Origin of the sequence: Mycobacterium angelicum (genome assembly GCF_002086155.1) — a bacterium.
Lineage (GTDB): Bacteria > Actinomycetota > Actinomycetes > Mycobacteriales > Mycobacteriaceae > Mycobacterium > Mycobacterium angelicum.
Genome location: NZ_MVHE01000085.1, coordinates 1 through 18,361, shown reverse-complemented (window position 1 = coordinate 18,361; position 18,361 = coordinate 1). Strand labels below are relative to the sequence as shown.

The following is an 18,361-nucleotide window of genomic DNA, read 5'->3' as shown; positions in this document are numbered from 1 at the left end:
GGCGGTGGCGGCGGGGGTTCTACCGGGGCCGGCTTGGCCGGCGCCGACGCGAACGGCTGGGACCAGTCGATCGGTGGCGGCATTTCGCCATTGGGCTTGGCGGGCGGCGGGTAGGAGTCACCCGCACCGAAATACGACTGCGCGGAATCATCTTCGGGAGGCTCGGTATCCTCGGTCGGCCGAAAGAGCTTGTCATAATCGGCCGGCATCAGAACCTCTCAGAAGTTCGCCAATAGAACAAAGCACGAGAAGGGGCGAGATCCCCCGAGGGGTTGAACTCGCCCGATCTCGTGCTTCGGTATTCTACGCGAACGTAGTGTTGACCTACGCGAACATCCCGGTGACGTTGCCTTCGGTCGACTGCATGTGCTGGCCGGCCTCGCTGATGGTGCGAGCCAGGTTCTGCAGCGAGGAGTTCAGCTCCTGAGCGGTGGCGTCCCACTTCTGCTGAACCTGCTCGTAGGCGCCCTGGCCGGCACCGGCCCACGCGGACTGCAGCTTGGTCAGGGATTGCTTGCCCTCGTCCAGCAACGAGTGAATGCTGGTGACGTTTCCCTGAATCGAGCTGGCCGCGGCCTCGATGCCCGCAAAATTCCACTGCTGTTCTGTCATGTTTTTGCTCCGTTTCTTTTGAGTATTTGGGGGTTAATCAGAAGCCCATTTGCGAGGACAGCGCTTGCTGCTGCTCCTCGTCGGCCCGCTGGTATTGGACGCCCGCCTGACGAATGTTGGTCGAAATTTCGTCGAGCTCCGCCTTTTGCTTGTTGGCCGCCTCTTGGAAACGGACCACCGCAGCCTGGGCAGCCTGACCGGCCGCACCCTGCCACTGGCCCTGCAACGTAGCTGCGGTGGACTCCACGTGGTCGATCTGGGTCTTCAGGTCGCCGGAAATCCGCTCGAAGTTACCTGCCTCTTGCGCGAGGGCAGCGGCATCAGTCTTCATCTCTGCCATGCTGGACTACTTTCTCTCTTTCCATTCCTCGCCGTGGTTGGCAAGTCTTCCGGCCCGGTTGGCCGGGAAGTCTGTTTTGGCTGGAGGTGACTCACCAGTCGTCCTCGTCCCAGTCGTCGTCTTCGTGGTCCTCCCGCTCTTGGGTGAGCGGCGCCGGGGCGGCCAGGCCGGGGCGGGTGGAGCCGCCGGCTCCCGCGCCCTGGCCCATCGCACCCCCGCCAACCGGGGCCGCGCCACCCGTCGCCGACGATCCGGCGGCCGCGGCGGGCATCATCGGAGGGCTGACGGGCTTGTCGACCAGCCCGGTCATCAGCGGCGTCCGCGCCATGGTTCCCCCGGCACCGGGCAGGGTCTCCCCGCGCAGCAGTCCCGCGCCGGTGCTCGGCCCCGACCCACCCGCCAACGGGTGATTCGACAACGGACTGGCCCCGACCAGACCCATCTCAGCGTCGTCGCCGAGTCCGGCGCCGTTGCCGCCGGAGCTGCCCATCTGGCTGAACATCGACGACATCTGCTGCGCCGGCTGGCTCAACTGCTGCATAGGGCCGCTCAACTGCGCGACCTGCCCGGCGGTGGCCTGAAGTTGGTCGGCTGGAACGCCGGTGACCTGCGACGCCATGCCCAACAGCGGGTTGGTGGTGGTCGCCATGCTCTGGCTCATCCCCGGATCGAGGATCGACGTCATCGGCTCGATCTTTTCGAAGAGCGTGTTGGCCAGCGTCTCCGCCTGGTAGATGTCCATGGCCACGGCGGCCTGGGTCCACATGCGGATGAAGTAGTCCATCTCGTTGAAGGCGATCGGCACGGTGTTGATGCCGAAGAAGTTGGTGGCCGTGAGGATCGCGGTGGTGATGTGGTTCGCGGCGATCTCCACCAGCGACGGCGTGGTCTCCATTGCCTGCGTGTACGCGGCGGCTTGCGCGGTTGCCTGCAGGCCGCGCGTCTTGGCCTGCGTCGAGGCGGTTTGCAACCAGGTCACCATCGGCAGTGCGGCCGCGATCGCCTTGTCGCTGCTGCCGCCGGTCCACGCCTCGCCCAGGGAGTTCAGCCGCGCGGTCAACTCGACGGCCTGACCGTCGAGGGCCGCGGCCAGCGCCGCCCATCCCGTGGCTGCCGCGAGCATCGGGGCCGGACCCGCGCCGGCCATGAGGCGTGCCGTGTTCAGCTCCGGTGGCATTGCGTGCCAGAACATCGTGACCACTCCTCTCTGGGTTGCGACGTGTCTTCAAGTCGGTCTGTCAGAGGACGACTGCGGCGGTGCTGTCGTTATCGTCTGACATTTCTGCATTTGCCTGTATTCGTTTATTTGCGTCCCCGACATAAACCGTTCGTTCCTCGTCGGAAACAACGTGCCGGCAGTGCTTCCGGGCTCGATTTCGGTGAGCTTCGGGGCCCTGCTCCGGTGCAATGAAATAATCCTAACCGGGGGTTGGGGGTGCTGCGAACACTTATTCTGCGAGCTCGTCCGGGGGCTCAATGTAGGGGGCCTGGATGACCTCCTTGCCGTCGGGTGAGACGAGAAATGCCTGGCCAGGAGGCCGCCGCTTGACCTTGAACTCGCTTGAGGGGAACTCCTGCTTCTCCCCGGAAAGGAACATCGTCGGAGCACCGGACCCGAATGCGGCGCCGACGAACTTGTCCATGGTTGCCTTGTACGCCTGGCTCATCTGACAGGTGACAATGATGTGCAACCCGATATCCGCCGCCGCCGGCAATAACGGTGCCAATGGCGCCATTGGTGGCATCCCGCCAGCGGCCCCAACGATCATGTGCCAGTCATCGACCAGAAGAACGACGTCGAATCCGCTCCACCACGAACGCGAGCGCAGCTGCGCGGTGGTGAGGTCGGTCGGCGGCAGCCGCTTCTTCAAGTTGACCGCCAGCGCCTGGACGGCCTCGTCGAGACTCGAGCTGTTTCGGTTGATCGCACCGGCTTGCAGCAGGTGTGTGTCCGGCACCGCATCCAGTAGCCCGGAGCGGTAGTCGGCGAGCATGAAGCGCACCTGGTCGGGACTGTTGCGAGCGCATATCGCGCGGGCGATCGCGTGGGCGATCGTCGTCTTGCCGGACTTGGCTGCACCGAAGATCAGCAGGTGCGGGTTGGTGTGCATGTGGCTGTATGCCGGCTGCATGTCCGTCTCGCGCAGCCCGATCGGAATCTCCCAGCGGGTGCGGTAGTCGGCGTCCGGGCCGGGAGGGTTCGGATCGAGTTCGAACAGATGGATGCGTTCCGGCAGAACCCGGACCGGCGGTGCCTGTTCGGTGTTCTGGGCGGCGATCTGCTCGACGCCCGCGGTGATCGCTTCGACCAGGTTCTCGGTGCTGTGCACACCGTCGAAGCGGGGCACCCCGATCATCAGGTGATGTTTTTCCATCGACACCGCACGCCCCGGCCGGTTCGCCGGGATTTCCCTGGTGATGCGGTCGATCTGGGTCTCGTTGACGTCGCCGAGCCGGAATTCGATCTTGGTGCCCAGGTAGTCGCGGACCCGGGATTTCAGTTCCGTCCACCGCGGCGTGGAGATGATGACGTGCACGCCGAACGCGAGGCCCTGCGCGGCCAGATCCTGGACCTGTCCTTCCAGGTCGGGGAACTCGCCGATGAACCCCGGCCAGCCGTCGATGACCAGGAAGACGTCGCCGTACGGGTCGGCGGCGACGGGCTGGTTGGGGTCCTCGCGCAGCTGTCGATACATCGCGATCGACCCCACCCGGTGTTCCTTGAACATCTGCTCACGCTGCCGCATGACGGCTTGCATCTCGGCGACCACCCGGTTGACCTTGTCGGGCTCCGAGCGGTTCGCCACTCCGCCGACGTGCGGCAGGTTCTCCAGGTAGATCAGGCCGCCGCCGCCCAGGTCGATGCAGTAGAACTGCACGTTGCGCGGCGAATGCGTGGCCGCGGCCGACATCACCATCGTCTGCAGCAGGGTCGACTTCCCCGTTTGCGGCGCTCCACCGATGCCGATGTTGCCGCCGGCCCCGGAGACGTCCACGCCCCACACGTCCTGCAGGTGACGGCGGGGTTCGTCCATGATTCCCAGGGCAAAGCGCAACGGCTGCCGACGGTCGCGCGCGATGAGCTCGTTGAGCGGGGTCGGATCCACCAGCGGCGGCAGCCACATCTTGTAGGCCCGCGATTCGGCGGTGCCGAGTTGGTCCAGCACCACCTCGCGCAGCGTCCGGCTGTCGGTGCTCGTCATCGCGTCAGTGCTCCCTCGATCGCATCCGCGCCGGCCCCGTTGCCGGCCCCGGCGCCGGGCCCGGATTCACCGTTGGGGCTTCCGTTGGACGGCGTCTCCTCGATCACCGGTGCCGCGGTGAACTTGCGGATCCGCACGGCCTGCTTGGTTGCCTGCCGGCTGGGCCCGCTGCCGTCGCCGTTGGTCTCGGCGCCGGCGGGCGGGACGTAGGGGCCGCTGATATAGAACGTGCTGAATTTGATCGGGTCTTCCATGCCGACCCGAAGGAATCCGACACCGCTTTCCTTGTTGGTGATGTACTGCGCCTCCGGGGTCCCGATGACCGCCTTGGACTCGTGAGAACTGGTGGTACGCAACGCAATACGGTAGGTGAGGTTGGGCTCGAGCTTGTCGATGCGGACGCCGCCGGTCTGCAGCGACTGGGTGGCCAGCAGCAGGTGCACCCGCAGTGACCGGCCGACCCGGCAGATCCGGTCGAACAGACCGATAAAGTCGGGGTGGCTTTGCAGCAGTTCGGCGAACTCATCGACAACCACGAAAAGCGTTGGCAGCGGCGGTAAGTCGGCACCGCGCTCGCGGTACTTCTCGTATTCGGCGACGCCCGAGAGCGCGCCGGCGGCGCCCACTTTCATGCCGGCCTGCCGCAGGATCCCCTGGCGACGGTCGAGTTCGCCGGTCAGCACTTCACCCATCCGGCTGACCAGCTCGGCTTCCTCGGCCATGTTGGTGACGACGGCCGCGGTGTGCGGCAGCTTCTCCATGCCCAGGAAGGTCGAGCCGCCCTTGAAGTCGGTGAGCAGCAGATTCACCTGATCCGGGTGGGTCATGGCCACCAGCGACAGGATCAGCGTGCGCAGGAATTCCGACTTTCCCGACCCGGTGGTTCCGATGAGCATGCCGTGCGGCCCGCCACCGAATTCCGCGCCTTCCTTGATGTCCAGGTACATCACGTTGCCGGTCTTCAACTCGTGCCCGAAGGGAATCTTGAGCCGGTCCCGGTCGGTGTCGGTGTACATCCGCCAGCGCGACGGGACGATGTCTTCGACGGTTTTAGCGCCGACCAGCTGGTGCCATTCCGAAGCCACTTTCTTCTGGACGCGCTGTGTCTTGTCCATGATGGTGCCGGTGATCGACCACCCGGCCAGCTTCCGGGCCAGGCGGGTGGCCTGTTGTGGCGTCATGCCGTCGGCGGACGAAGCCACCAGCCGGAAGGCCTGGCCGGGCAGGCGGTCGTCGGCGCTGCCGTCCTCGTCGACCCGGATGCGGTAGGCCGAGCCGCGGTGGTTGCCCAGCGTGATCACGGTGACGCCGGCCCGGCCGTCGGGCGGGAATCCGGCCTTACCGCCGGTCAGATCTACGACGACGACATAGGGTCCGGTCGGCAGCGTGTCGGGTGCATGCGGACCGCGCGCGGCCAGATCGGCCAGCCCGTCGGGGCGGGTGGAGATCATCCGGACCGCACCGGCGGCATCGGTCTCGGTCTGATGCTGAACGTGCGGCAGCCACTTCAGCCAGGACCAGTCGGGATCGTCGGGATCCTCGGTGAGCACCCGGATCTGCAACAGGTCCGGCGGGTGAAACACGGCAAGGTGGCAGATCATCGCGGTCAACAGGCGAGCTGCCCCGTCCAGATGCCCGCCTATGGCGATGGTGGGAAAGGTGCGCAGCTGCAACAGTTTTGGGCAATCGTGGATCAGCCCGTGGGTGCGCAGGAACTTAACCACCCACATGTGGCTGACCGGCTCCAGGAACGGCTGCGGTGCTGCGGTGGCGGCGGCGAGTTCGCCGCCCACGGCGGGCTTGAGTAACCGGTCCACCGCCGGTTGGTCACCGATGCCGATGCGGGTGGCCGCGTAGAAGTCACTGTTGGCCGGCCGCGACCACTGCCGCTGGGTGCCGACGATGGACAGCAGGTCTTCCGGATGCGGGGCGTGGTAGGAGAAGAAGGCGACCTGGGAGCTGGCCGAGGAGGTGACCCGCGAACGCAGCCCGGCCAGGTAGCGCAGGTATTCCTTGCGATCGGCGTTGAGTTCGGGCACCTTCTTGCCGCCACCACCGGTGCCACCGGCCATGCCGCCGACCATCATCATCACCATCATCAGCGGCATCATCAGCATGTACGGCGAGAGCTGCTTGCCGCCGGCGAACATGATCGCGATCATGCCGACCATGCAGCCGCCCATCACGTACGGAAGCACCTTCTGCACGCCCGAGGGCGGGATGTCGATGCCCAGGTCATCGGGCGGCGTGAGGCTGATCTCGCCCGGTGTCAAGCGGGGACCGCGAGTGATGGTGGGGGTGAATTTCTTTGTCGTCATTGCGGAGCTCCGGGGGTGGCGCCGGCGGGAAGTTTTCGGGGGCTCGGGTCAGCGGGCAGCGTCTCGTGCTCGAGCAGGGCGGCTTCCTTGGACAGCACCGGCCCATCTACCAGCAGACGGATGACCTCCCAGGGTGCGGTCTTGGGTGAGCTCAAACCCAGCGACTTGGCCGAATCGGCGTTGGGCACTCCGTAGCGCACCCCTTCGGGGTCGATGTAATACATCGATTCGCCGTACCGCGGATCGGGTGACTGCAACTGCACGAACTTGCCGCCGTCGATGTAAACCGTTGCGGTGCCCTGTATCTGCTTGATCCCGGCGTTCATGGATGCCGGTGGGATGGGCAGGTGCCGGCCGGTGAGCACGGTTGTCTTGGGTGCCTGGTCACCGGCCGCGCGTTCCCAGTTCCAGCACAGCACCGGCTCATCGGGCCGCGATGTGAGTTTGAGTGGTTCGTCGGGCAGCGGTGAGCCGTAAACCCGTTCGGGGATTCGCACCACCAGGCTCGGCACCACCGCGGGCGGCGCGACGAGCCCGTGCGATTGAGTGGCCCGCAGCGCCTGGGCGGTGGTCGAATTCACCTGCGCGATGCCGTCGGGCAGCACCACATAGTATTGCGGGCCCTTGTCGCTGTGGATCTGGAAAACCGAGCCGATCACCAGATCGTCGGGCAGCCCAAGCGAATTGGGCGTGCCGGCGCCCGGTATCGGCGGCAGCTGCCAGGAGCCCATGTTGGGCAGTGCGTTGAACATGCCTTCGGAAATGGGGACGGGCTTGGCGCTGACCGCGATTCCCATCGCCGAGCCGATCGCCCGGTCGGTGAGGTCGATCGAGTGCCGCCCCTTGGAGGTGACGATCCAGGTCTGGCCCTGGTAGATCGCCAGCAGCGCCTCGTTAGCTTTGAGCGGATCGATGGTCGGATCGATTGCCAAAGGCATTGCCAGCACCGCTGTTTGGACCGAGGGGTTGGCGGTGTCGGCCCGGGCGACGGTGTCGCACAGCGTCCAGATCGACTTGCTGTCACCGGCGACCGGCGTGGCGTAGGGGGCCCCGGGGATTCCGATCGTCTGGCCCAGCGGCAGCTTGGTGAGTTCCGACGACTTCACCGTGGCCGGGCTGGACGGTGTGCCCAGCACCAGCCGCGCCGACGTCAGGTTGTAAACCGGATGCAATTGCCCCGACAGGATCACGTACAGCTGGTTGGTGCTGCGGTCGGTGAGCAGGCTGGTGCCGCCCATCTTGCCCTGGGGTTTGAAGTACGCCAGTAGTCCGGCACCGACCAGGATCAGGACCGCGATGACGATGCCGAGCCCCACCGAGCGGCTGTAGAACTGCAGCGGGTCGTCGAACATGCGGGTGTCGCGCCGCACGATGGCGTGCTCGAGCCGGCGAAGCAGGAAGCGCCAGCCGCTAACCTGAACCTTGGTGGTCAGGCGAAGCCCCATTGTTCACTCTCTCATGTTCAAGTGGGCATGCACCGCGGCGATCGCCTCGGCCATGTCCGCGCCGTTGATCTCCTGTAGACGATCCACGTCCAGAGCCTCGATGTCGAGGCCCTGCGCCAGACGCATATCCCGGCACTGCTCGGCGGCCTCGACTAATTGCCGTGCGTACCGGCCATTCCCGGCGATATCGAGGGCCGCGCGGCCGCGCAGCGTGCGGTCATGCAGCACCTTGGCCGCCTCCAGGAACTCATCGGCGGCTTCGGTGGTCAATGTCGAATCATTGGCACTGGCAATGACTTTGGCGATGTCGAGAAGCTCTTCGGGGCTGTAGGTGTCGAACTCGATACGGGTGGCGAATCGGGATCGCAGGCCCTCATTGGTTTCCAGCAGCCGGTCGATGTCGTTGCTGTAGCCGGCGATGATCACCACCAGCCGGTCCCGGTCGTTCTCCATCCGCGCCAGCAAGGTGTCCATCGCCTCTTGCCCGAACGGGTCGGTGCGGCCGTCGCGTTCCTGGACCAGTGCGTACGCCTCGTCAATGAACAGCACCCCGCCCAGCGCCTGGTCGATGGTCTTGGCGGTCTTGACCGCCGACTGTCCCTCGTACTCGGCGACGAAGTCTTTCCGCGACGTCTCGACGAGCTTCGGTTCGGAGATGACCCCCAACCCGGCCAGGATGTTGGCCACCACCCGCGCGATGGTGGTCTTGCCGGTACCGGGCGGACCGGTGAAGATCATGTGCTTGCTGGGCTGGGCGACCTTCATGCCCTTGGCGGCGCGCACCCGCGCCAGCAGTGTTGCGGCCCGGTACCTTTCGATCTGTGTCTTGACCCGGGTGAGGCCGATCTGGCGATCCAGTTCGGCCTGCGCCTCGGCCAGTAGCCTTTCGCGGCCCGAGTTGTCGGTGACGACGCTGGCCGGGTCCCATGGATCGGAACGGGAGGCGATCTGCTCGGCGGTGGTCGTCTTCAACCGGTACGACGAATCCTTCAGCGCCGCTGCCACTTTGGCGTCCGGATGGGTGGTCTGCAGCCACTCCAGCAGCGCGACGGCCGCGTCTTCGTTGCCCTGGCTGCGCCGGGCCATCGCCAGGTACCACGCGATCGCGCGCGCACAGGCCTCACCGGCCGGCGTGTCATTGGCCTCGGTGAGGCGACGCTCGGCTTCGGTGAACAACGCGAGGTTCGCCGCGGCCACCCCGTGCGCGACGGCGGCCGCACCGGCCAGGAATTTGTCCGGCCATTTCCCGGCGCCCTTGACCTCGTCGATGACGTCGGTCCAGCGTTCCGCGGCGCCGTAGATCACCGCCTTCATCCAGGACACCAGATGCTCGGAGCCACCCACGGCGCTGGCCTCGATAGCCTCCATGGCGTCGGCGTAATTGCCTTGTGCCGCTTCGCTTGCGGCAAATCCCATGGTGATCGCCAAGGGTGAGGTGACCGGGTAGGTGATGTCACCGTAGAGGCCGCCGATGGGAACGCGGGCGCCCAGCGTGCTCATCGAAACCTGCACCGAGCCCGACAGCTGCCCGAAGTTGCGCCGCGAATACCAGGCCCGGAACAGCGTCACCCGGTCGGTGTCGCCGCAACGGATCCGGCCGATCCACGCGTCGCACGCCGACTCGTCGTAATTGGTGATCTCGGTGAAGATGTCCATGGCGCGCGTCTCCGACAACGGCACCATTCCGACGGCGCTCTCGAACAGACCGGCCAGGCGATCAGTCATTTATCACCGTTGTAGCGGGAGGTGTAGTCGACGTCGTAACGGGTGGCGAACACTTCTGCTTCGGCGGCCGCGGCCTGTTCCGGCGTCGGCAGATTCAGGGTCATTTGCAGGAAATCGAGCAGCATCGCGCTTTGTTCTTCGCCCTCGCCCGTCATCTCGCTCATGTTCTCCACCATGAAGGTGTGCTGGGCGCCGCGCGCTTTTTGCCGCGCGAGGTCGGCAATCACGAATATTTCTTCGGCCAAGGCCGATTCGGACATCTTCGACGCTTTGTCCGTCACCTCGACCAGCTGGACCCGGCCGTCCATCATCGCCGTAACCGACACCGACCCCTGGGGGTTGGTGACGGTGAACAACGCCAGGTCGGGCTCTTCCTCTTTCTCGGTGAGCCCATGCAGTGCGTCCAGGTCGGTTCCGGACTCCTCGGTTTGCACCGGTGGCGCGAAATCATCGAACGCGTCAAGAGAGGACTCTTCGACGGCGCCGCCTCCGGAGAAATCCAGTGCGCCCAGATCGTCGCTGTCGTAATCGTTCCCGGGCAGGTCCACTATGGCGTCCCTTTCTGAACTCGTAACCGCAGATTGAAAATCAGCCTCGCGAGGAGGCTTGGGCGTGATCCGAGGCGTGATCCGAAGTGCGATCCAACCATGATCCCGCAGGTAGAAGCTCCAGCAGGCCGTCCAGCGCGCGCTGCAGATTCTGCTTGCTGCCGGGCAGGAAGCTTCCATACAGTTCGCCGGCGACCCGGCGCGGCAGCGAAACCAGCCTGCCGTGCGGGGAATCGAGCACACCGGCCGCGGCTTGGGTGTGCGTCGTGGTGCCGCCGGGATGACGCTGACTGGCGACGATCTCCACCCAGCTGCTGGGGTTGCTGACGATTTCGGTATAGATGCGTGCGGTGGCCGGGGCGACGCCGTGCTGGACCAGCTGCGCGGCCGTCGTGCATTCGGCCAATTCGCTGGCGACGCCGGTCAGCGGCTCGACGTTCGCGGCTTCGGCGTCGCCCAGCACGGTGTTCACCATGCCGGCCAGGCCCACCTGTGGCGCCACGAACTGCAACACCAGCATGTCGCCGTCGCGAACCGCGACGACATGCGTGTCGTCCTGGCGGCATACCACGAAGCGCACCATGACTCCGCCTGTGCTGTCGGCGATGTCGCGCCGCCACCAGCGACACTCCAGGGCCCGGTCCGGTCTGCTGAGCGTGTTGACCATGGTCGCGACCGCGGGATGCGGCTGGCCGAAATGGTCGAGCACTCCTTGCTCGGTGAGGTCACGCTGCACCTGGTCCCAGACGAGGGTTTTGAGGTCCTCTTGCGGAATGTTCTGCCGGATCCCAAGCGTGACTGGGAAATCGACCAGGTGCAACCGGTCGGCGATCACCAACATGCCGTCGATGGTCACCTCGACGCCGACGACGTCGTCGACGAGGCCCGCGCGACCGGTAGCGAGCGGACCGGACATGATCAACCGAAGATCTTGTCGATAATGCCGGCCAGGCCTTGGTCGGCGTTGAGGTAAGCCCCGGCGGCCGACAGCAGATTCGTCGCCAGCCCGCCGGTGACGCCCTGCAGACCGACGCCGGTGTTGGTGCGGTTGGTCTCGACTTGCTGCAGCGCGTCGTTGAACTTCGACGTGAACGTGCCGTGCGTGGCGATGACGCGCTGGGTGATCCCTTGCGGGGTCGTGGTGGCGGTCTTGAGCTGGCCGACGATATCGTTCTGCATGCCCGCCAATACCTTCAGGAATGAAGGCACGACATTGAGAACTGACATGGGGTGGACCCTTCCTTTACGTTTTTCTTTTTACTCGCGATGGCTTTGGCTGGCTACGAATTTGGCTTAAAGGACGGTGCCGCCGGGCGTCTGCTGCCCGCCGCCGGCACCGGCGTCGATCGGTGCCCGCTCGGCACCGGCCGTGCCCGCGCCCGCGCCGTCCTCGTCGTCCTTCTTCTCGTCGCTGACGAGCGTCGCCTGCTGTTGCTGGCCGCCCTGCTGAGCCTGCGAGGAAATCATCTGTGCCTGTTGGCCGGCCATGCTGCCGAGCTGGCCCGGCCCACCGCCCATCGCTGCCAGTTGTTGCAGCTGGCCCATGGTCGCGGTCACCGAACTGACGGCCGGCAACTGCGCGAAGTTGAGCAGGTTGGCAAAGCTCAGGGTGGGTAGGCCGGCGAAGCCGCCCAGGAAGTCGGGCAGATTGGCCAATTCGGACCAGGTCGGCAGCTTGCCAAGGCTGCCGCCGAAGCCCGGCAGCAGTTGGCCCAGGCCGGGCAGGCCGGGGAACAGGTTCGGAATGCCGGGCAGTCCGGGCAGGCTGGGGAATCCGGGGATCAGCCCGCCCATGTCGGGCAGGTTGAGGTCCGGGAAGCCCGGGATGGACGGCCATTGGAAGTCGGGCAGGCCCGGGATGGGCAGGTTGAAGTCCGGGACCCCCGGGACCGGGGGCCACTTGAAGTCGGGCAGACCCGGGATGTCGGGCAGACCCGGAATCGGGATGTCGGGCAGCTGCGGCGGCCACAGGCCCGGGATGTCCGGGATGCCCGGGATCGGAATGTTGGGCAGCCCGGGGAACTTGGGCAGACCCGAGAGCATCGAGAGCAGGTTGCCGCCGATTCCCAGCAGGCTGGCCGCGTTCATGGCCGTCATGATCGTGAGGTAGAGCAGCGCACCGCCGACGACGGCCATCGCCAGCCCGCACGAGGGGATGGCCAGCGCGACCGACGCGACGTCGCCGACGATCCAGAGGTGGTCTTCAAGCCATTTGCAGGCTTTGTAGACGCCGTCGATCATCTTCTTCATTGCGCGCAGGACGTCGCGTGTGTTTGAGACGTATTTGGCTTGATCCGAGATGACGTTGCCGGTGAGATTGTCCAGATCGCCCATCACCTTGGCGCGCAGCTGCTGGGCGATGTTCTGGTTCAAATACGCGTCGGCTGCTTGGCCGATCCAGTTGGTGCCCGGAATTGCCAGGCCCATCTTGTCGGTGATTTGCTTGAATAGCGTCGAACCAGTGTTAAAGATGTCGCCCGGGTCGGGGATGCCTTCACCGAGCAATAACAACTGGCCCCAAATAAAGTTACTGGTGGTCCTGCACATCCCGCTACCGGACATTTATGTGGTTCCTTACGCTCGCTGTTCTAAAGGCACTTACTTTTTTCTGTGCCCCCTTGGCCTGCACGTTGAGCTTAGCAGCGCTGGAAGGGGGGTAGATGCACGAATTTTTCGGTGAGGCTGGCACTTTCGCGCGCACGACGCAATGAACTGCACGGTGAAGTTTTCCGGTGACGACAACGTTGTCCGGAGTGTTAAACCCGAGCACTTCAGTGTGTGATGACACCGCGAATCAACCTCAATTGATCTGCGCGATGAGAGCTTCGATTGCCTCGGCGTCTGCGGCTGGCAAAGCCTCCTCGGCTTCGGCGCGAACAACCATTTCTTCTGCCACTCCGGCCGCTTGTGCGGTCTCGGCAGTGGAAAGATTCGCCCGCCGGCGCGCGGCATATAGACGCTGCGCCAGTGTGGCACCGGGAGCCGTTGCCCCGAGCGTCATTAATTTGTCGTGATGACGGCGAACTGCGCTTAGCGCTTTGATCAGTTCCGGGGTAATCCGGCTGATGCGAGTTGCTTGTACGGCAATCGCTTCGAGCTGACGTAGATCGGCGAGGATCGGTGCCGCCCGTTCGGTGAAATCGGGATCCTCGGGCGACGGCAGTGCGGCGATGGCCAGGCTGCAGGTATCCACGGCAGCGGCGACGGCCTGCGCGATCAGCGACGCGGGCCCGTCGGAGGGCGCCGCTTCCGGGGCCGCGTCAGCCGTCGGCGTCGGGGTCTGCGGTCCGGCCGGTTCGCCCTGACGGATGCGGGCGATGGTCCCGGCGGGCCACTGCAGCACTTCCTCGAGCTTGGCCCGGGTCCGTTCGCGGGGCCAACTGCGACCCTTTTCGAAAGCGATGAGCGCGCCCGCATTGATGATGCCGTCGGCGGCCAGGCTGCGCTGACTGATGTCGAGTTCACGGCGGCGCGCCGCGGCTGCCGCACCGGCGCGGACCAGACCGGGATCGGCTTCGTTGGTCGGCGGGTCTTCCGATCCGTCTGCCGACGGGCTGACGACTTCGAAGGTCAACGCCTTGCCTCCAGAGGGATCGCCGAACCGGACGGTTGTCTTGTCGCTGACGGTCACAGAGCTCTCGCGTCGTCCGTCGACGAACATACCGCTGGGGCTGCTGTCGACGACCCGCCACTGTCCATCATCGGACACCGCACGCAGATATTGCGCAGAGATTTGCGGGCCTTCGATCCGTGCGCCGGCCTGCGATTCGCGACCGATCATCGACTCGGCATTAGGCATCTGCGCAGATTCCTCGCTCGCAGGCAGTGAAGGGGGTGCTAAAGGGGACAGCACGGTGCTCGCTCCGCTTCTCAACATGCTAACCGTTGCACCCCTTCAAAGCCATACCTTCGCTACGTTTTCTGGCCCAGACCCGCCTCTACGGTTGGACCGGCGACCCTATGGCTAAACCCGCCCGCCGCTACGGTTGAGCATACCCCGAACCGTCGCAACGCGAAACAGTTTGTTGTAGGGAAAGCTGTGGGCCGGGCCTGTCCCGCTGCGGATACACTGCCGATTCGCAGGGTATAAGGCCTGGTAATCCGAGAAAAGCGCAGTACATTGAGCGGTTCCGAGGCGGAGCTGTAGCGCTGTTCGACAAACGCGAAGCAATGAACTGTTGCACTGCGACGGTTTGTCCGATACAGTTCTGCAGCAGCAGCCACAAACCTGCAACGCTTTCAGGAGGCAGTAAAGATGATGACCGCAACGACAACCTTGTACGAGGTTCCGCTGGGCGTTTGCTCGCAAGACCCTGACCGCTGGACGGAGACTCCGGACGACGAGGCCAAGACCATGTGCCGGGCGTGCCCGCGCCGGTGGATGTGTGCCCGCGACGCCGTCGAGTCGTCGAACGCCGAAGGCCTGTGGGCCGGGGTCGTCATTCCTGACTCTGGCCGGGCGCGGGCATTCGCGCTGGGTCAATTGCGGTCCCTGGCCGAGCGCAACGGTTACCCCGTGCGTGACCACCGGGTGACTGCCAGGTCGGCATAACCGACGCGCCCATCCGGGCACCCGAACCGCTGCTTCGAGGGGTCTGCGGTCCGGGCCGGTGAACTGCCAAACATGTACGCAGCGCGAGAAATCGAAAGATTTCTCGCGCTGCTTTCGTTTGTGCGGGGCTACTCCTGGATCGGGTCGAATCGGAACACCGCGACCCGGCCGGCCAGCGCTTCGAATTCGTCGGGGCTTCCGTCGCGCACCATGCCCGAGCGCTTGGCGAACGCCACCCCGACCGGTACCTCGACCGGAAACACGCGCAGCACGGGTCGCGCTTCCTCAGGGGTCAACTCGACAATTTTGACCTGCCGGGAGCGGCGTCCGCGGGCCAGCGTGCCGGTGCCGGCGGCGCGGGCGTTGGCCGCCCAGTCTGCGCCGGGATACCCGGCGACCACGTAAAGGCCGCCGCCGAACTCAAAAGGCGTCATCGGTGTGCTGCGTGGATGTCCCGATTTGCGGCCCGGCACGGTCAGCACCATCGCCGGACCCGTCGGGATTCCCAGCTTTTGCACCGCCATCATTACTTTGTTCATCGGCTTGAGGTAGCGCGGAGGTTGTGGATTCACGGTTTCGGACACGTCAGCTCCTTAGTTGGTGAACAGGTTCCGGTGCGCCGACACCCATTCGGCGAATGTCAGCGCCGGGCGGTCCAGGATTTTCTCGACGTCGTTGGTCACCAGCGCGGGCTGATCGACCGTCGCGGCCAGCATGGCGATATATGCGTCGGCGAATTCGGCGGTGAACCCCAAGCTGATGAATCGTTGCCGCACCAACTCCGGCGGTGCCTCCCGGTATTGCAGTGGGCGCTGCAAAACGGCGCCGACCACCTGCACCAACTCTGTATTGGTCAATGACTGCGGACCGGTCATCGGGATCTGCTGCCCGACGAGGTCGTCGGTAAGCAGCGCCCGCGCGGCGACGGCGGCGATGTCACTTTCCGCGATCGGCGCACTGGAGGCGGTGCCGTACGGTCCGGCCACCACATCGCCGGCCCGGATCTGCGCCGACCACATCCCGGGGAAATTCGTCGCAAATACGCTGGGCCTCAGGCTTACCCAGGCGACGCCGGACTCAACGGCGAACCGTTCGGTTTCTTTGTTGCGGTCCCCGCGAAAGCGGGACGGTTGTCGGGAGAAATCGTCGTCGGCGTTGATGGCCGACAACGCGACCAGCTTGGTGGCGCCGGCTGTCACGGCCCGGGTGGTCGTATCGGCGAGGGCCGCACCCAGCGCGCGGGAATTGAGGAACACCGCCGAGGCGCCCGGCAGCGCGTCAGCTACCGACCCGAACACCTCCACCCCTTTCGGGAACCCGGCGGTGCCGGGTGTGCGGGTGACGGCGCGTACCGGTGCGCCGGCCGCGACGAGCTCGGCGACGAGGGGGCGGCCGACATTGCCGGTCGCTCCGGTTACCACGATGGTCATGGGCTGGGCTCTCCTTTGTATCGAGAATGTGTCGAGAACTTGCTCTTCACTCAGGACGGGCCGCAGCATGAAAAAGTTACCGTCGAAGCGAGTAACTTTTTGCACCGCCGAATCGTCCAAGAGTCATGAGCACAGGCCCGTCGCCCAGTGATCACGTGGTGCAGGCCTGGCGCCGGCACCGCCCGTATCTGATCAATCTCGGATACCAGATCATCGGGGATGTCGGTGACGCCGAAGACGTTGCGCAAGAGGCGTTTTTGCGGTTGTCCCGCACCGATCCCGACGAAATTGACGACGTGCGCGGCTGGTTGACCGTGGTGACCAGCCGGCTCTGCCTCGATCAGGTGCGTTCGGCGCGGGCCCGCTATGAACGCACCGGTGAAATCGAGCAACCCGGCCCGCATCTCGATCCGGCCGAGCGGATCACCCTCGACGACGAGATCCGCACTGCGCTGCTGGAAGTCCTGCGCCGGCTGAATCCCGGTGAACGGGTGGCGTTCGTGCTGCATGACGTGTTCGGAGTTCCGTTCGACACGATCGCCGAAACGGTCGGCCGTCCGGTGGGCACTTGCCGCCAGCTGGCCCGGCGCGCGCGAGCCAAGGTCACTGCGGCGCAGCCGAAGTTGGGGGAGGTCGACCACGGCGAGCACCGGCTGGTCACCGAGAAGTTCATCACCGCTTGCGCCAACGGCGATCTGGCGGCGCTGACGGCGGTGCTGGACCCGACCGTCTGGGGGGTGGGAACGATTCTGGCGGAGCCGTCGCCGCCGCCGCAGATCAATCACGGGCCGGATGCGGTGGGAACCAACCTGTTGCGGTATCTGGGGCCGGGCGTCACCCTGGTCAGCGGTCCCGCCGGCCAGCCCGTGGTGTTGGCGTTCGCCGAGCGGCAGCTGTTCGCCGTGATCGTGCTGACGATTCGCGGTCGTTTCGTCACCAAGATCGAAGCGACCGCCGACCCGACGGCGCGAACCGGGTTACGGCCGTGATGCGGCGAATCCGCCGAGACGGGCTGGCTGAAGTCTCAACTGTCACAGGTGTCTCAGCTTCGGGCGGCATACGATTTGCCCGCCTCTGAGCGACAAAATCTTGTGTCGCTCAGAGGCGGGCAAAAGCAGTGTTACTCCCGAGCGGGGCCACTGTGGCGGATGTGACTAAACCGGTTAGCGCACCGCCCGCGCGTCGCGCGGCTCCTCAGGAAGCGACGCGAAATAGCCGGTGATCGTCGCCGCGATCTGTAAGAACTTGAGCCGGGTCGCGGCAGCCAGTTCGTGGCGCACATCGATGACACCGCCGGGCCGCAGGTGCGGATCGAAAGGCACCTGGACCACGGGCTGTCCGTGATCGACGAATTCGCGGGCCAACAACGACCTGGTGCGTTTGTCGGCGTGACCGTCGGAATCGTTGAGTACGACAATGCTGCGTTGCAGCAGACCCGTAAGGCCGTGATCGGAGAGCCACTCCAGGGTCTTGGCCGCGGCCGACGCTCCATCGGCCCACGGCGAGGACACCACGATCAGCGCGTCCAAATCGCGCAGCACTTCCTGGGTCACCGTCGCATCCATCGTCGAGCCGCAGTCGATGACCGAGATCGAGAAATGGCGATCGAGCCGCAGCGCGGCTTCCCGGTAGATCGCCGAATCGAGCACCCGGCGGGGACCGGAGGCCGGCTCTCCGCCCAGTACATACAGACCGACGGGATTGCGGCCCACTCGTGCGGTGATGTCGGCAAACGATTGCACATTCTTATCGGCCGTCAGTTCCCAGAACGAGCCGGTGGCTTGTGGATCGATCCGGCTGCTCAGCCGGCCGAACGCGGTGTCGGCGTCGATCGCGACAACGCGGTCCTGCTGGCGCAGTTCGGCCAGGATCGATCCGACGCTGGCCGCCACCGACGTCTTTCCGACTCCGCCCTTGCCCAGCACGCCGACCTTGTGATTGCCGCGCAGGCTGGTTCGAATGGCCGTTTCGAACTGGGCGGCCTCGCGTTGTGCGGCTGACGGGCCGGGGCTGACCAGGCCGAACGTCATCACCCGGACGATCCGGCGCCAACCGCTGTCAGTCGGTTGCGGGCGCGTTCGGGCCGGCGCCTTGGCGAAATCGGCCCACGGCGTCGGCGGCGGTGCGGTTTCCGACGGCGGTAGCGGTGCCGCCGCGGGGGCCTGTGGCGGGCCGGGCAGCGGGCGGC

Annotated in this window: 17 protein-coding genes and 1 pseudogene; 2 read left to right on the top strand and 16 right to left on the bottom strand. The window is 65.5% G+C overall.

Features of this window, described 5'->3' with window-relative positions:
• The 13 genes and pseudogenes from BST12_RS34995 to espM all read right to left on the bottom strand — a co-directional run.
• A partial coding sequence (locus BST12_RS34995) for an ESX-1 associated ATP-binding protein EpsI N-terminal domain-containing protein (protein ID WP_425437420.1) occupies positions 1-209 on the bottom strand: 209 nt, incomplete at its 3' end.
• Between the two features lie 115 nt (positions 210-324).
• The gene (locus tag BST12_RS26180; protein ID WP_083116128.1) at positions 325-612 is read right to left on the bottom strand and encodes a WXG100 family type VII secretion target; all 288 of its coding nucleotides are present in this window, start codon (positions 610-612) and stop codon (positions 325-327) included.
• Between the two features lie 37 nt (positions 613-649).
• The gene (locus tag BST12_RS26175) at positions 650-952 is read right to left on the bottom strand and encodes a WXG100 family type VII secretion target (protein WP_083116127.1); all 303 of its coding nucleotides are present in this window, start codon (positions 950-952) and stop codon (positions 650-652) included.
• 91 nt (positions 953-1,043) lie between these two features.
• The gene (locus BST12_RS26170) at positions 1,044-2,144 is read right to left on the bottom strand and encodes a PPE family protein (protein ID WP_083116133.1); all 1,101 of its coding nucleotides are present in this window, start codon (positions 2,142-2,144) and stop codon (positions 1,044-1,046) included.
• 256 nt (positions 2,145-2,400) lie between these two features.
• On the bottom strand, positions 2,401-4,155 hold the full coding sequence (eccCb1, locus tag BST12_RS26165; RefSeq protein WP_083116126.1) for a type VII secretion system ESX-1 FtsK/SpoIIIE family ATPase EccCb1: 1,755 nt from the start codon (positions 4,153-4,155) through the stop codon (positions 2,401-2,403).
• An 86-nt stretch (positions 4,156-4,241) separates the two neighbouring features.
• A pseudogene (gene eccCa, locus BST12_RS26160) lies at positions 4,242-6,473 on the bottom strand (type VII secretion protein EccCa); the annotation flags it as partial.
• Positions 6,470-7,918: a type VII secretion protein EccB gene (gene eccB / locus BST12_RS26155; protein ID WP_083116125.1), complete on the bottom strand. Its 1,449-nt coding sequence runs from the start codon at positions 7,916-7,918 to the stop codon at positions 6,470-6,472. The gene eccB and the pseudogene eccCa, both read right to left, overlap by 4 nt.
• A gap of 3 nt (positions 7,919-7,921) precedes the next feature.
• Positions 7,922-9,643, bottom strand: a complete 1,722-nt coding sequence (gene eccA / locus BST12_RS26150; RefSeq protein WP_083116124.1) for a type VII secretion AAA-ATPase EccA — start codon at positions 9,641-9,643, stop codon at positions 7,922-7,924.
• Positions 9,640-10,191, bottom strand: a complete 552-nt coding sequence (locus BST12_RS26145; protein ID WP_083116123.1) for a DUF2694 domain-containing protein — start codon at positions 10,189-10,191, stop codon at positions 9,640-9,642. Before BST12_RS26145 ends, eccA begins: the two co-directional genes overlap by 4 nt.
• A gap of 40 nt (positions 10,192-10,231) precedes the next feature.
• Positions 10,232-11,107: an ESX secretion-associated protein EspG gene (locus BST12_RS26140; protein ID WP_083116122.1), complete on the bottom strand. Its 876-nt coding sequence runs from the start codon at positions 11,105-11,107 to the stop codon at positions 10,232-10,234.
• A gap of 2 nt (positions 11,108-11,109) precedes the next feature.
• Entirely contained in the window at positions 11,110-11,418 is a 309-nt protein-coding gene (locus BST12_RS26135) for an ESX-1 secretion-associated protein (protein ID WP_083116121.1), read from the bottom strand.
• 66 nt (positions 11,419-11,484) lie between these two features.
• Positions 11,485-12,753: an EspA/EspE family type VII secretion system effector gene (locus BST12_RS26130; RefSeq protein ID WP_083116120.1), complete on the bottom strand. Its 1,269-nt coding sequence runs from the start codon at positions 12,751-12,753 to the stop codon at positions 11,485-11,487.
• 238 nt (positions 12,754-12,991) lie between these two features.
• Complete coding sequence (espM, locus tag BST12_RS26125) at positions 12,992-13,990, bottom strand: ESX-1 type VII secretion system transcriptional regulator EspM (protein ID WP_139801946.1); 999 nt, start codon at positions 13,988-13,990, stop codon at positions 12,992-12,994.
• Positions 13,991-14,449: 459 nt separating this feature from the next.
• Between espM and BST12_RS26120 the strand changes: the two genes are divergently transcribed.
• Positions 14,450-14,743 carry a WhiB family transcriptional regulator gene (locus BST12_RS26120; protein WP_083116131.1) on the top strand — a complete coding sequence of 98 codons (294 nt, stop codon included), beginning with the start codon at positions 14,450-14,452 and terminating at the stop codon, positions 14,741-14,743.
• A 128-nt stretch (positions 14,744-14,871) separates the two neighbouring features.
• Here the strand turns inward: BST12_RS26120 and BST12_RS26115 are convergent, their stop codons facing one another.
• Complete coding sequence (locus tag BST12_RS26115) at positions 14,872-15,282, bottom strand: nitroreductase family deazaflavin-dependent oxidoreductase (protein WP_083116130.1); 411 nt, start codon at positions 15,280-15,282, stop codon at positions 14,872-14,874.
• 54 nt (positions 15,283-15,336) lie between these two features.
• Positions 15,337-16,173 (bottom strand): SDR family oxidoreductase, encoded by an 837-nt coding sequence (locus tag BST12_RS26110; protein WP_083116119.1) that lies wholly within the window; start codon positions 16,171-16,173, stop codon positions 15,337-15,339.
• Positions 16,174-16,298: 125 nt separating this feature from the next.
• Between BST12_RS26110 and sigI the strand changes: the two genes are divergently transcribed.
• The gene (sigI, locus tag BST12_RS26105) at positions 16,299-17,162 is read left to right on the top strand and encodes an RNA polymerase sigma factor SigI (RefSeq protein WP_083116118.1); all 864 of its coding nucleotides are present in this window, start codon (positions 16,299-16,301) and stop codon (positions 17,160-17,162) included.
• Between the two features lie 174 nt (positions 17,163-17,336).
• On the opposite strand, the gene BST12_RS26100 is transcribed toward sigI, so the two are convergent.
• Complete coding sequence (locus tag BST12_RS26100) at positions 17,337-18,353, bottom strand: MinD/ParA family ATP-binding protein (RefSeq protein ID WP_139801947.1); 1,017 nt, start codon at positions 18,351-18,353, stop codon at positions 17,337-17,339.
• Positions 18,354-18,361: the final 8 nt, after the last annotated feature.

Coding starts and splice junctions, on each gene's coding strand:
- BST12_RS26140 (WP_083116122.1), bottom strand. CDS start 11,107: ATGTCCGGTCCGCTCGCTACCGGTCGCGCGGGCCTCGTCGACGACGTC.
- eccCb1 (WP_083116126.1), bottom strand. CDS start 4,155: ATGACGAGCACCGACAGCCGGACGCTGCGCGAGGTGGTGCTGGACCAA.
- BST12_RS26115 (WP_083116130.1), bottom strand. CDS start 15,282: ATGAACAAAGTAATGATGGCGGTGCAAAAGCTGGGAATCCCGACGGGT.
- BST12_RS26180 (WP_083116128.1), bottom strand. CDS start 612: ATGACAGAACAGCAGTGGAATTTTGCGGGCATCGAGGCCGCGGCCAGC.
- BST12_RS26120 (WP_083116131.1), top strand. CDS start 14,450: ATGACCGCAACGACAACCTTGTACGAGGTTCCGCTGGGCGTTTGCTCG.
- eccB (WP_083116125.1), bottom strand. CDS start 7,918: ATGGGGCTTCGCCTGACCACCAAGGTTCAGGTTAGCGGCTGGCGCTTC.
- BST12_RS26135 (WP_083116121.1), bottom strand. CDS start 11,418: ATGTCAGTTCTCAATGTCGTGCCTTCATTCCTGAAGGTATTGGCGGGC.
- eccA (WP_083116124.1), bottom strand. CDS start 9,643: ATGACTGATCGCCTGGCCGGTCTGTTCGAGAGCGCCGTCGGAATGGTG.
- espM (WP_139801946.1), bottom strand. CDS start 13,990: ATGCCTAATGCCGAGTCGATGATCGGTCGCGAATCGCAGGCCGGCGCA.
- BST12_RS26130 (WP_083116120.1), bottom strand. CDS start 12,753: ATGTCCGGTAGCGGGATGTGCAGGACCACCAGTAACTTTATTTGGGGC.
- BST12_RS26175 (WP_083116127.1), bottom strand. CDS start 952: ATGGCAGAGATGAAGACTGATGCCGCTGCCCTCGCGCAAGAGGCAGGT.
- sigI (WP_083116118.1), top strand. CDS start 16,299: ATGAGCACAGGCCCGTCGCCCAGTGATCACGTGGTGCAGGCCTGGCGC.
- BST12_RS26110 (WP_083116119.1), bottom strand. CDS start 16,173: ATGACCATCGTGGTAACCGGAGCGACCGGCAATGTCGGCCGCCCCCTC.
- BST12_RS26170 (WP_083116133.1), bottom strand. CDS start 2,144: ATGTTCTGGCACGCAATGCCACCGGAGCTGAACACGGCACGCCTCATG.